This is a genomic window from Caballeronia sp. BR00000012568055 (genome assembly GCF_029439455.1).
Taxonomy (GTDB): Bacteria; Pseudomonadota; Gammaproteobacteria; order Burkholderiales; family Burkholderiaceae; genus Caballeronia.
In genome coordinates, this window is sequence record NZ_JAQFVG010000314.1 from 58,036 (window position 1) to 71,251 (window position 13,216).

Here is a 13,216-nt window from a genome sequence, read left to right on the forward strand (position 1 = left end):
GTTGAGGGCGCGTGATTGGAAACGGTCACGCGCCTTTTCGGTGTTATCACCGGGACGCGTGTGCGTCTGACGTGGAGCGCGCCTGGCGAGCCTTTTTGGCTCTCCGGGCACGTTGTTTTTTAGAGGCGTACCGCTCTGGAAGAACAAAGCGGGCGTCAGAGGTAACTGACAGGAACCGTCGCGGGTCAAGCGCGGCGGCATCGAACCGACATGGCGAAACGGGACTACTACGACGTTTTGGGCGTCGCAAAAAACGCGAGCGACGACGAGATCAAGAAGGCGTATCGCAAGCTCGCGATGAAGTATCACCCTGACCGCAATCCGGACAACAAGAAGGCGGAAGACAATTTCAAAGAGGCGAAAGAAGCCTACGAAATGCTCTCCGACCAGCAAAAGCGCGCCGCTTACGATCAGTACGGCCATGCGGGCGTAGACCCGAACATGGCGGGCGCAGGTGCGCAAGGCTTCGGCGGCGGTTTTGCCGATGCGTTCGGCGATATTTTCGGCGACATCTTCGGTCAGGCGGCAGGTGGCGGCGCGGGTGCGCGCGGCGGTCGCGGCGGCCCGCAGGTGTATCGCGGCGCGGACTTGCGCTACAGCATGGAAATCACGCTGGAGCAGGCCGCGCACGGCTACGACACGCAGATTCGCGTGCCGAGCTGGGTCAATTGCAACATCTGCCACGGCTCGGGCGCGAAGCCCGGCACCAAGCCGGAAACCTGCCCGACGTGTCATGGTCAGGGCCAGGTGCGCATGTCGCAGGGCTTTTTCAGCATCCAGCAGACGTGCCCGAAGTGCCACGGCACCGGCACCTACGTTCCCGATCCGTGCACGAACTGCCACGGTCAGGGCAAGGTGAAGGAAACCAAGACGCTGGAAGTGAAGATTCCGGCCGGTATCGACGACGGCATGCGGATTCGTTCGGCGGGCAATGGCGAGCCGGGCATCAACGGCGGGCCGAGCGGTGACTTGTACGTGGAAATCCACATCAAGCAGCATTCGGTGTTCGAGCGTGACGGCGACGACCTGCATTGCCAGATGCCGATTCCGTTCACCACGGCAGCGCTGGGCGGCGAAATCGAAGTGCCGACGCTCGCGGGCCGTGCGAGCTTCACGGTGCCGGAAGGCACGCAGTCGGGCAAGACGTTCCGGTTGCGCGGCAAGGGTATCAAGGGTTTGCGCTCCAGCATCGCGGGCGATTTGTACGTGCACGTTCAGGTGGAAACGCCGGTCAAGCTCACCGACCAACAGCGCGATCTGCTTAAGCAGTTCGAGAAGTCGCTGTCGGAAGGCGGCGCGCGGCATAGTCCGCAAAGCAAGAGCTGGTTCGATCGCGTAAAGAGCTTCTTCGATTGATGCGGTCTCAGTTGTCGGCATGACGATGAAAACCGAAGAGCGCGGCGCGATTTTCGCGCTGCTCGACGATTGCGACTCGACCGCCGAAAGGCGGTCGAGTCGTTTGTACACGGACTTCGCGCACGAGCGCGTGTGCGTGGATGGGCGTGCGCTCGAATCCGTGTGCGCGGAAGTTGAACGTGATGTGCAGCGTGGACTGCATGCGGTCGTGGTCGCGGACTACGAGTTCGGGCGCGATCTTCAGTTCGGCGTTGCGGCGCGCAGCGATAAGCACGCATTGCGCGTGCTGTTGTTTCGCTCTTGCGCGTTGATGTCGTGCGATGAGGTGAGCGCGTGGCTGACCAACGACGAAGCCACCGGTATTGGCGGCATCGAGCCGAGCGTCACGCGTGATGAATTCGATGCCGCCATCGCCTCGATCAAACAAGCGCTGACCGAAGGCGAGTCGTATCAGGTCAACTACACGTTTCGGCTGAAGTTCGATGTGTTCGGCGCGCCGGTCGCGCTGTATCGGCGATTGCGGGAAAGGCAGGCGGTGCGCTACGGCGCGCTGATCGCCTTGCCGGATGGGCGCAGCGTGGTGTCGTGCTCGCCGGAGTTGTTCATCGAAAAGCACGGGGACGTGCTGCGCGCGCGGCCGATGAAAGGCACCGCGCCGCGTGAATCCGATCCACAAGCGCTGCGTCACGATCCGAAAAATCGCGCCGAGAACGTGATGATCGTCGATCTGTTGCGCAACGATATGTCGCGCGTGGCGGTGACGGGTTCGGTGAATGTGCCGGCGCTGTTTTCGGTCGAGCCGTATGCGTCGGTGTGGCAGATGACCTCGACGATCGAGGCGCGCGTGATTCCCGGCACGGACTTCGCGGCGATCGTGCGGGCGCTGTTTCCGTGCGGATCCATTACCGGTGCGCCGAAGTATCGGACCATGCAGTTGATCGATGAAATCGAAAGCACGCCGCGCGGGCTTTATACCGGCGCGATCGGCTGGCTGGATGCGAGCGGCGACTTCTGCATGTCGGTGGCGATTCGGACCTTGGTGATCGATGCCGATGGCACGCGCGGCGAGTTGGGTATCGGCGCGGGCATCGTGTTGGATAGCGTCGCGGCGGATGAGTACGACGAGTGTTTGCTGAAGGCGCGGTTTCTGACGGGCATGGACCCGGGCGTCGAGCTTTTCGAAACGTGCTATGCCACGCTCGAGAATGGTGTGCGCCATGTCGCGCGCCACGTCTCGCGGCTGAAGAACAGCGCGTCGTATCTTGGATTCGCGTTCGATGAAGCGAAGCTTCGCGCGCAACTTGACGAACACATCGCGGGATTCGATTCGGATCAGCCGTATCGATTGAGAATCGCGCTGAACAAGAGCGGGCGGACCGCGATTACGAGCGCGGTGCTTGCCGCGTTGCCTTCAGATACGGTCGATGTTTTTCTCGCATCCGATCACGGATTCCCGCCGCAATCATCGCGCGATCCATTGCTGAAGCATAAAACCACGCGCCGCACGGACTACGACCGCGCGTGGAAAGCCGCTGAAACACAAGGCGCGTTCGACATGCTGTTCACCAACGAGCGCGGCGAAATCACCGAAGGCGGACGGTCGAGCGTGTTCGCTCAACTAAATGGTCAGTGGTTCACGCCGCCAATCGACGCCGGCGTTTTGCCCGGTGTGATGCGCGCGGTGTTGATCGAAGAACTGAAAGCCGTCGAGCGCACGCTGACGCCCGACGATCTTCAAAACGCGCAAGACGTGCTAATCAGCAACGCCTTACGCGGCGCGGTGAAAGCGCGGCTAAAACGCTAAGCATCACCACTCGGCGACAGAACCATCCGCATGCCGCCAAACCGGGTTCCGCCAACGATGCCCGACCTTCGCCATCTCGCGCACCTTCTCCTCATTCACTTCGATCCCCAGACCCGGCCCTGACGGAATCGTCACCATGCCGTCGTCGTACTTGAAGACTTCAGGATTCTTGATGTAATCGAGCAGGTCATTGCCCTTGTTGTAGTGAATGCCAAGGCTCTGCTCCTGGATAAACGCGTTGTAACTGACCGCATCGATTTGCAAGCAGGTGGCCAACGCAATCGGACCGAGCGGACAATGCAGCGCCAGCGCCACGTCATACGCTTCCGCCATCGACGCAATTTTGCGGCACTCCGTCAGCCCGCCCGCGTGCGACGCGTCCGGCTGAATGATATCGACGTAACCGCCTGCCAGAATGTGCTTGAAATCCCAGCGCGAATACAGCCGCTCGCCGAGCGCAATCGGCGTGCTGGTCTGATTGACGATATCGCGCAAGGCCTCGACGTTCTCCGACAACACCGGCTCTTCGATAAACATCAGCTTGTACGGATCGAGCTCCTTGGCGAGCACTTTCGCCATCGGCTTGTGCACGCGCCCGTGAAAATCCACGCCGATACCCACGTTCGGCCCGACCGCCTCGCGCACGGCCTGCACGTTGTCGATCACGCCTTGCACCTTGTCGAAGGTATCGATGATCTGAAGCTCTTCCGAGCCGTTCATCTTCACGGCCTTGAAGCCGCGTTCGACCACCGCGCGCGCATTGTTCGCGACATCGCTCGGACGGTCGCCGCCGATCCACGAATACACCTTGATCTTGTCGCGCACCTTGCCGCCAAGCAGCGCGTGCACCGGCACGCCGTGATGCTTGCCGAGAATGTCCCACAGCGCCTGATCGACGCCTGCGATCGCGCTCATGCCGATGGGCCCGCCGCGATAAAAGCCCGAGCGATACATTACCTGCCACAAGTCTTCGATATTGCGCGGGTCCTTGCCAACCAGATAATCCGCGAGTTCATCGACGGCGGCAGCGACGGTATGCGCGCGCCCTTCGACGACCGGCTCGCCCCAGCCGGTGATGCCCTCGTCGGTTTCGATCTTGAGGAAACACCAGCGCGGCGGAACGATAAAGGTTTCGAGCTTCGTGATTTTCATGTGCGTCTCCGGATAAGTAGCGTCATAGTAGCAAAATCAGCGCTTGTAGTGCTATTAATAGTATTATTCGGGTGAAATCCGGCGCTTCGGGCAAGCGGCCAAATGCACGATAATCGTGCAAATTCCAAGGAGACCACCATTCAACGCGATCTGCACGGGCGTGTCGCCCATGAACTCGGCAGCGCCATTCTGCGAGGCGATTTTCCGCCGCAATCGCCGCTGCCGCGTGAAGCCGAGCTGATGGAACGCTTCGGCGTCAGTCGCACGGTGTTGCGTGAAGCGTTGCGCACGCTGACATCGAAAGGGCTGATCGAGTCGCGGCCGAAGGTCGGCACGCGCGTGCGTAACAAAGCAGCCTGGAATCTGCTCGATGGCGACGTGCTCGAATGGTATTCACGCGTCGCCCCGCCGATGCAGTTCGCCATCAAGCTCCAGGAAATGCGCGAGATGATCGAGCCGTTCGCGGCATCGCTGGCGGCGGACAATCACGAAGCGTTCACCCGAGAACGCCTGACGAAAGCGCACGGCGCGATGGTCGCGGCACAAAACGTCGATGAATGGGTGCGCGCCGATCTCGATTTCCACCTTTGCGTGCTCGCCGCATGCAGCAACGAATTGCTGATCCCGCTGGGCACGTTGATCGAACGGACGCTCGAAGGGCAGTTGCGCTTAAATGCGAAACGCGCCGAGGTCTTCAACGCATCGCTGGCGGAGCATACGGCGGTGTTCGACGCGATCATCGCCCGCAATGCAAATGCAGCCCGTCGCGCGATGGAGAATCTGCTCGGTGTGACGCGCGGGCGGATCGAAAGCTAGAGCTAGAGCGTGTTCAACGGAATGCGCAGATAACGCGTGCCGTTACCCGATGCCTCGGGAAAGCGGCCCGCGCGGATATTCACTTGTATCGCCGGAAGAATGAGCGTCGGCATGCCGAGCGTGGCGTCGCGTGCTTCGCGCATCGCGACGAATTCGTCGTCGCTCTTGCCGCCGCCGACGTGAATGTTGTGCGCGCGTTGCTCGCGTATCGTCGATTCCCAACGCGGTTCGCGTGTCTCGGGCGGATAGTCGTGGCACACGAACACGCGCGTGTCCGGATCGAGCGTGAACAGGCGCTGAATCGATCGATACATCGTGCGCGCATCGCCGCCGGGGAAATCGCAGCGCGCCGTGCCCAGGTCAGGCATGAACAAGGTATCGCCGACAAAAACAGTATTGCCGAACGTGTACGCCATATCGGCGGGCGTGTGGCCGGGCACATGCAGCGCAGTGGCTTCGACAGAACCCACGGCAAAGCGCTCGCCATCGCGGAACAGGTGATCGAACTGCGAGCCATCGAGCGGAAAACCGGCTTCGAGATCGAAGATCGGCTGGAACATGCGCTGCACTGCGCGGATCGATTCGCCTATGCCGATTTTCCCGCCCAACTCACGCTTCAAATACGGCGCGGCGGAAAGATGATCGGCGTGCGCATGCGTCTCCAGAATCCACTCGACGGACAAGCGCTGCTCGCGCACGAACGCGATCACGGCATCGGCGGAACGGGTGGTGGTGCGCGCGGCTTTCGGATCGTAGTCGAGAACGGGATCGATGATTGCGGCGCTGGCGCTTGAGCGATCGAACACCACGTAGGTCATGGTGCCGGTGTCGGGATCGAAGAATGGCTGGACGTCGGGATTCACACACGCACTCCAAGGTTGCAATCCGCCGATCCGCCCCAACGATACCCAACTTGCGATAGTTACTCGCGAAAACCGCTGCCCCGATTGCGCATCATTTTTGGGATGGCGATACAGTGTAACCCTTTGCGTGCGGCGCGCATCTCGCGGGCGTCACGTTCACGAAAGCATCAACAAGGATTTCGAATGCCGCTCGTCCCGACCGCGCTTGCGACGTCGTGGGGCGCGTGGGCCGTCTTCGTCAGCGTCCTCGCGACGCAACTCGGCGTGCCGGTCCCCGCCGCGCCGATGCTCATCATTGCCGGCACGCTCGTCGCTCAAGGCGCGGCGTCGTTCTGGCAAATGCTGCTCGCCGCCGTGCTGGCCGTGCTTATCGCGGATTCCTTGTGGTTTGCGGCAGGCCGTCTTTATGGCCGGCGCTTTCTGACATCGCTCGTGCGCTTTTCTCTTTCGATCGATTCGACGCTGCGCACCGCGCGCAACTGGTTCGAGCGCTTCGGCGTGCCGCTGCTCGCACTGTCGAAGTTCGTGCCGGGACTCGGCCTCGTCTCCGCGCCGATGCTCGGCACCACGCAGATCGAAGTGCGCATCTTCGTGCTGTGGGATGTGATCGGCGCGACCGCGTGGGCGAGCTTCTGGATGCTCGGCGGCGCGGCTTTGCAGCATCAGATCGCGGAAGGCATTGCTTTGGTGCGCGAGAACGGCGCGACCGTCGTCGATGTGCTCGTGATTGCGTTCGTCGGCTTCGTGCTGTATCGATGGATACGCCGGCAGCAATTCCGCATGTGGCTGGAAAAGTATCGCATCACGCCCGATCAGCTCGACGCGATGATGCGCTCCGACGCGCCGCCCGTGATCTACGATGCGCGTCCCGCCGACGTGCGCCGCAAGGAGCCGTATCGGATAAAAGGGGCGGTGGCGCTGGACCTCGACTCACCCGATCTCGTCGATCAGATTCTGTCGGAGCACGAAGTAGTGGTGTACTGCGTGTGCCCGAACGAAGCGACCGCGAAGCTGATTGCGCGGCGTCTTCAGGCGAAGGGATTCAAGCATGTGCGGCCGCTGAAGGGCGGACTCGATGCGTGGGAAAAGCACGGCTATCCGGTCGAAGCCATTCCGCTGGAACCGGCGCATGCCGCAGCGGATCACGAAGAAGAAGGCTTCATCACGATCCGCGCGACGGCACCGGAATAAGCCACTTACGAGTGCTTTTCGATCAGTTCGACTTTGTAGCCGTCCGGATCTTCCACGAACGCGATCACCGTCGTGCCGCCCTTGACCGGACCGGCTTCGCGCGAAACCTTGCCGCCCGCGCTGCGAATGCGTTCGCATGCATCGGCGGCGTTGTCCACTTCGAGCGCGATATGGCCGTACGCCGTGCCCATATCGTACTTTTCCACGCCCCAGTTGTAGGTCAGTTCAAGCACGCTGTTTTCGCTTTCGTCGCCGTAACCGATAAAGGCGAGCGTGTACTTGTACTCGGTGTTCTCGCTTTGACGCAGCACTTTCATGCCGAGAATGCGCGTGTAGAAATCGATCGAACGTTGCAGATCGCCGACGCGCAGCATCGTGTGAAGAAGTCGCATGATGGGGTTCCTGTTGTGTGGGACGCCCGCGTATGAATGAATGCGGGTTGCGAGAGAAATTGTACCGTCGCACACAAAACCCGTCAGAGCGCGGGCAACAGGTCCGGCGGATGATGCTTGAGCGTGTGCCGCGCCTCGCGGAATTCCGGAAAGATCGATTCGACCGTCTGCCAGAAACGCGGGCTATGGTTCATTTCACGCAAATGCGCGAGTTCATGCGCAACCACATAGTCGATGATCGATAGCGGAAAGTGAATCAACCGCCAGTTGAGGCGAATCTTGCCATCGCTCGAACAACTGCCCCAACGCGTCAGCGCTGAAGACAACGCGTACGCGCGAAACTCGACGCCGAGCTTCTGCGCATACACCGCGAGCCGTTCACCGAAAATGCGCTTCGATTCCGATTGCAGCCAGCCTTGCACGCGATCCTTGATCTGCTGCGCATCGGCGAGGGCGGGGAGGGCGAGTTTCAGTGCGTTGGTTTCGGGATCGAACGTGAGCGTACTCGCGCCCACGCCGATCGTCACGCGCACGGTCTTGCCGAGATACGGAAACTCCGCGCCATCTTTCCATTCGATCCGCGGCAACGCGCGCTGCTCCACGCGCGTCTGCCATTCGGTGAGCTTCTTGAAAATCCAGTTCTGCTTGTCACCGATCGCGCTTTCGATATCCGCAATCGTCACCCAACGCGGCGCGGTAATCGACAACCCGGTTCCGTCGATACAAAAGCCAATGGTGCGCCGCGACGATCGCTTCAGCCGATAGTCCAGCGCACGCGCACCCAGCGTGATACGGCGAAGACGTTCGCCATCGCGCAACGGTTTGACGACAGGAGGCGCAGCAGGCGAAGGCGGAACCTCACCACGCAGCGGCGCCTGCGCGGGAGCCGAGAACACCGGCGCATGCTCGAAGGGCAGATCGAGCTGCGTGTTGTCGAGCGCGACGGCGGGACGCTGCCGCGATGGAGGCTTCTGCATCGGTTCGGCTTTGCGCTCACGGCGCAGGAATGACGAGAAGAACGAAAAGGGCACGCAGCGGCTCGATATAACGGCAACGAGACCGCGTCAGCGGCTCGCGCCCGCGGCGCCGGTTTCACCCGGCTGCGCGTTCGACGCGCCGTAAGCGTTCGGATCGATCCGGCGCATTTCCGTTTCGATCCACTGCTCGACGCGCTCGTTCACTTCTTCGGGCGAGAGGCCGGCCGTGTCGATCGGCTTGCCAATCGACACCGTGACTATACCCGGATATTTGATGAAGGAATTACGCGGCCAGACATGACCCGCGTTATGCGCGATCGGCACAACCGGCGCGCCTGTCGCGACCGCGAAGCGCGCGCCGCCCGTCTTGTACTTGCCCTGGCTGCCCACACGCGTGCGCGTGCCTTCGGGAAACATGATGACCCACGCGCCTTCTTCCATGCGCGCCACGCCCTGACGCGTGACGGACGCGAACGCATCGCGCCCTTGCTTGCGGTCGATATGGACCATCTTCAGGAGTCCGAGCGCCCAGCCGAAGAACGGCACATACAGCAATTCGCGCTTGAACACATAGCAAAGCGGACGCGGCATCAGCGCGGGAAATGCAAGCGTCTCCCATGCCGATTGATGCTTCGAAAGCAGCACAGCCGGACCATTCGGCAGATTCTCCCAACCCTGAATGGTGTAGCGAATGCCGATCAGATGCCGGAGCACCACGATGGTCGATTTGCACCAGCCCGCCGCCATCCAGTAACGCTTGTCGGCGCGCATAAACGGAAACGCAATAAAGCAGGCCGTCGCGTACGGCACCGTGTACACGACGAAGTAAATCAGCAGCAGCAGCGAACGGATGAAGCGCATGTTTTTATTTTGATGCCCGAATCAGTCGTGATGACGCGCGAGGAAGTCGAGCGCGAATGCACGTAAGTCCTTATGCACGAGCGTGCCTTCGGGCATGTTGCCTTCCTTGAGCGTTTTTTCGCCCTTGCCGGTGAGGACGAGATGCGTAGGAAAGCCGAGCAATGCGCCCGCCTGAAGATCGCGAAGCGAGTCGCCGACCACGGGCGTGTCTTCCGGATCGATCTCGAAACGGTCGATGATCTGCTGCAACATGCCCGCCTTCGGCTTGCGGCATTCGCACTGATCTTCGGCGGTATGCGGACAGAAGAACACGGCATCGATCCGCCCGCCGACCGCTGCGGCCGCGCGATTCATCTTTTGGTGCATCGCGTTCAGCGCGGCCATATCGAACAGACCGCGTCCGATGCCCGATTGATTCGATGCAATCGCCACGCGATATCCCGCCTGATTCAGCCGCGCGATGGCTTCGAGACTGCCGGGAATGGCGACCCATTCGTCCGGCGACTTGATGAACGCATCCGAGTCGACGTTGATGACGCCGTCGCGATCGAGGATGACCAGCTTCTTGCTCATGACCATGGCGGCGCTCTCTTCTTATGCGGCCAGCTTGGAAATATCCGCGACGCAGTTCATCTGCTGATGCAGCGCGTTCAGCAGCGCGAGGCGGTTATTGCGCAGCGCGGGATCTTCCGCGTTCACCATTACATCGTTGAAGAACGAATCGACGCTCTCACGTAACGCAGCGAGCGCCGTGAGCGCTTCGGTGTAGTTGCGTGCGGCAAGCGTGCTCTGCACCCGCGGCGTGACCGCTTCGATCTGCGCGTACAAATTCTTTTCCGCCGATTCGACCAGCAGTTCCTTGTTCACCGACGAAGGCGCGCCTTGCTCCGACTTCTTCAGGATGTTGGAGATACGCTTGTTCGCCGCCGAAAGCGTCGCCGCTTCCGGCAGCGCCGCGAACTCGCGCACGGCATCCAGACGCGCGACGATATCGTCGAGACGCGTGGGGTTCAGGCTCAGCACGGCTTCGATATCGTTCGCTTCGAAACCGCGTTCGCGCAGCAAACCGCGCAGGCGATCGAGGAAGAACGCATAGACCGCTTCGGTCGAATCCGCGACTTCGGGCACGTTGGCAAACTGACGTTGAGCGGCAGCGACGAGTTCGCGCAAATCGATCGGCAGCTTCTTTTCGAGCAGAATGCGCAGCACGCCGAGCGCATGACGACGCAGCGCGAACGGATCTTTCTCGCCAGTCGGCGCGAGACCGATGCCCCAGATGCCGACGATGGTTTCCAGCTTGTCCGCCAGCGCGACCGCAGCGCCGACGCCGGTGGACGGCGTGTCATCGCCCGAAAAGCGCGGTTGATAGTGCTCCGTGCACGCCAGCGCGACTTCTTCCGGCTCGCCATCGTGCCGCGCGTAATACGTGCCCATCGTGCCTTGCAGTTCGGGGAATTCGCCGACCATGTCGGTGAGCAAATCCGCTTTCGCGAGACGCGCGGCGCGGCGGGTCAGCGTGGCATCGACACCGACCATCGGCGCAATTTCGCCTGCCAGCGCTTCGAGTCGCTCGACGCGTTGCAGCGTCGAACCGAGCTTGTTGTGATAGACGACGTTGGCAAGCAAGGGCACGCGATCTTCGAGACGCTTCTTCTTGTCCTGCGTGAAGAAGAACTTCGCGTCGGCCAGACGCGGACGCACCACGCGCTGATTCCCTTCGACGATCTCGCCCGGCGTTTTCGTATCGATGTTCGACACGATCAGGAAGCGCGAACGCAGCTTGCCGTTTTGATCGGTGAGGGCGAAGTATTTCTGGTTGGTTTGCATCGTGAGGATCAGACATTCCTGCGGCACTTGCAGGAATTCCTCGTCGAAGCGGCATTCGTAGACGACTGGCCATTCGACCAGCGCGTTCACTTCGTCGAGCAGCGCTTCGGGCATCACCACGCGATCTTCGGCGGCGAAAGCCTGCAACTGCGTACGGATCGATTCACGGCGATCGTCGAAGTTGGCGACGACGTGGCCCTTCGAGCGCAGCGTTTCGGCGTAGTCGTCCGCGTTCGAAATCGCGATCAGCCCTTCCGACATGAAACGATGACCGATGGTGGTATCGCCCGAATCGACGCCGAGCGCGCTGACCGGCACGACGCTGCGGCCATGCAGAGCGATCAGACGCTTGACCGGACGCACGAACTGCACGTCGGTGCCGTCCGGGCGCTGGTATGTCATGACCTTGGGAATCGGCAGCTTGGTGAGCGTTTCGCTGAGCGCGTCTTGCAGGCCGGCGGCGAGCGTCGCGCCCGGCGCGGCGTAGCGCAGGAAGAAGGCTTCGGCCTTGCCGTCCTGCGCGCGTTCGAGGTCAGCGAGCGGGAAGTCGGGAAAGCCGAGCGCCGCGAGTTTCTTGGCAAGCGGCGGCGTGGGCTTGCCTTCCTTGTCCAGCGCAACCGTCACCGGCAGCACTTTCTCGCGCACCTGCTTTTCCGGCGCGACATCGCGCACGTTCTTGATGAGCACGGCGAGGCGGCGCGGCGTCGCATATTTTTCGAATGAAGGCGTGCCGTCGATCAGATCGCGCGCGGCCAATCTTTCGACGATGCCATCGGCAAATGCGGTGCCGAGACGCGCGAGCGCTTTCGGCGGCAGTTCTTCGGTCAGCAGCTCGACGAGCAGCGATGCAGTAGTGGATTGCGTCATTGTTCTGTCGGGCCTCGTCAAACCTGTTCGTTATTGCCGGTGGGCGCGGTTTCCGCCCGCAGCGGCGGCGCCCAGTCGGGGCGCGCGGCTTCCTGCTGATCGGTGACCAGTTGCGGGTCGCCTTTGATCGGATTGCCGAGCATCGGGAAACCGAGTGCTTCGCGCGATTCGTAGTAAGTCTGCGCGACCAGACGCGACAACGCGCGAATACGTCCGATATACGCTGCGCGCTCCGTGACGGAAATGGCGCCGCGTGCATCGAGCAAATTGAATGTGTGGCCGGCCTTCAGCACGAGTTCATACGCGGGCAGCGCGAGTTTCGCATCGATCATCTTCTTCGCTTCTTCTTCGTAGCTCTTGAAGAGATGGAACAGCAATTCGACGTTCGCGTGCTCGAAGTTATACGTGGATTGCTCGACTTCGTTCTGGTGATAGACATCGCCATAACTCAGACGACGCAGCACACGGCCGTTCGGACCGTCTTCTTCCCATTCGGTCCACACGAGGTCATACACGTTCTCGACCTTTTGCAGATACATCGCGAGACGTTCGAGACCGTAGGTGATTTCGCCCAGCACCGGCTTGCAATCCAGACCGCCGGCTTGCTGGAAGTAGGTGAACTGCGTCACTTCCATGCCGTTGAGCCACACTTCCCAGCCCAGACCCCACGCGCCGAGCGTCGGATTTTCCCAGTCGTCTTCGACGAAGCGCACGTCGTTCTGCTTCAGATCGAAACCGAGCGCTTCGAGCGAGCCGAGATACAGATCGAGGATGTTTTCCGGCGCGGGCTTGAGCACCACCTGATACTGGTAATAGTGCTGCAGCCGGTTCGGGTTCTCACCGTAGCGGCCGTCTTTCGGCCGACGCGACGGTTGAACATAGGCCGCGCGCCACGGCTCCGGGCCGATCGCGCGAAGGAACGTGTGAACGTGCGACGTGCCTGCGCCGACTTCCATGTCGATCGGCTGAAGCAGCGCGCAGCCCTTGTCGTTCCAGTAGGACTGCAGCGTCAGAATGATTTGCTGGAAAGTAAGCATGATTGCCTTGAATGCGTGACGGAGGGGGTTCGCTCGTTATTTTCGAGCGATGCAACTCCGAGGCTCGGCCGAG

Annotated in this window: 12 protein-coding genes; 4 read left to right on the forward strand and 8 right to left on the reverse strand. The window is 61.3% G+C overall.

The features are described from left to right. Window positions 1-210: 210 nt before the first annotated feature. On the forward strand, window positions 211-1,356 hold the full coding sequence (dnaJ, locus tag P7F28_RS24265) for a molecular chaperone DnaJ (RefSeq protein ID WP_277187311.1): 1,146 nt from the start codon (window positions 211-213) through the stop codon (window positions 1,354-1,356). Between the two features lie 25 nt (window positions 1,357-1,381). Then, window positions 1,382-3,160, forward strand: coding sequence for an aminodeoxychorismate synthase component I (pabB, locus tag P7F28_RS24270; protein WP_277187312.1), 1,779 nt, complete (start codon window positions 1,382-1,384; stop codon window positions 3,158-3,160). A 3-nt stretch (window positions 3,161-3,163) separates the two neighbouring features. On the opposite strand, the gene dgoD is transcribed toward pabB, so the two are convergent. Beyond that, window positions 3,164-4,312, reverse strand: a complete 1,149-nt coding sequence (dgoD, locus tag P7F28_RS24275) for a galactonate dehydratase (RefSeq protein ID WP_277187313.1) — start codon at window positions 4,310-4,312, stop codon at window positions 3,164-3,166. Window positions 4,313-4,414: 102 nt separating this feature from the next. Here dgoD and P7F28_RS24280 point away from each other — a divergent pair, with 102 nt between their 5' ends. After that, the gene (locus P7F28_RS24280) at window positions 4,415-5,128 is read left to right on the forward strand and encodes a FadR/GntR family transcriptional regulator (RefSeq protein ID WP_277187314.1); all 714 of its coding nucleotides are present in this window, start codon (window positions 4,415-4,417) and stop codon (window positions 5,126-5,128) included. Window positions 5,129-5,130: 2 nt separating this feature from the next. On the opposite strand, the gene P7F28_RS24285 is transcribed toward P7F28_RS24280, so the two are convergent. Next, entirely contained in the window at window positions 5,131-5,991 is an 861-nt protein-coding gene (locus P7F28_RS24285) for an MBL fold metallo-hydrolase (protein ID WP_277187315.1), read from the reverse strand. A 183-nt stretch (window positions 5,992-6,174) separates the two neighbouring features. Between P7F28_RS24285 and P7F28_RS24290 the strand changes: the two genes are divergently transcribed. Continuing rightward, window positions 6,175-7,182, forward strand: coding sequence for a DedA family protein/thiosulfate sulfurtransferase GlpE (locus tag P7F28_RS24290; RefSeq protein WP_277187316.1), 1,008 nt, complete (start codon window positions 6,175-6,177; stop codon window positions 7,180-7,182). Between the two features lie 5 nt (window positions 7,183-7,187). Here the strand turns inward: P7F28_RS24290 and gloA are convergent, their stop codons facing one another. The 6 genes from gloA to glyQ form a co-directional block, all read right to left on the reverse strand. Next, a complete protein-coding gene (gloA, locus tag P7F28_RS24295; protein WP_277187317.1) occupies window positions 7,188-7,574 on the reverse strand; it encodes a lactoylglutathione lyase in 387 nt (128 codons plus the stop codon). A gap of 83 nt (window positions 7,575-7,657) precedes the next feature. Continuing rightward, window positions 7,658-8,551: a M48 family metallopeptidase gene (locus P7F28_RS24300; protein WP_277187364.1), complete on the reverse strand. Its 894-nt coding sequence runs from the start codon at window positions 8,549-8,551 to the stop codon at window positions 7,658-7,660. Window positions 8,552-8,638: 87 nt separating this feature from the next. Beyond that, window positions 8,639-9,412, reverse strand: coding sequence for a 1-acyl-sn-glycerol-3-phosphate acyltransferase (locus tag P7F28_RS24305; RefSeq protein ID WP_277187318.1), 774 nt, complete (start codon window positions 9,410-9,412; stop codon window positions 8,639-8,641). Between the two features lie 21 nt (window positions 9,413-9,433). Continuing rightward, the gene (gmhB, locus tag P7F28_RS24310) at window positions 9,434-9,991 is read right to left on the reverse strand and encodes a D-glycero-beta-D-manno-heptose 1,7-bisphosphate 7-phosphatase (protein ID WP_277187319.1); all 558 of its coding nucleotides are present in this window, start codon (window positions 9,989-9,991) and stop codon (window positions 9,434-9,436) included. Window positions 9,992-10,006: 15 nt separating this feature from the next. Then, window positions 10,007-12,106, reverse strand: a complete 2,100-nt coding sequence (glyS, locus tag P7F28_RS24315) for a glycine--tRNA ligase subunit beta (protein WP_277187320.1) — start codon at window positions 12,104-12,106, stop codon at window positions 10,007-10,009. A gap of 17 nt (window positions 12,107-12,123) precedes the next feature. Continuing rightward, window positions 12,124-13,143 carry a glycine--tRNA ligase subunit alpha gene (glyQ, locus tag P7F28_RS24320; protein ID WP_277187321.1) on the reverse strand — a complete coding sequence of 340 codons (1,020 nt, stop codon included), beginning with the start codon at window positions 13,141-13,143 and terminating at the stop codon, window positions 12,124-12,126. Window positions 13,144-13,216 lie beyond the last annotated feature (73 nt).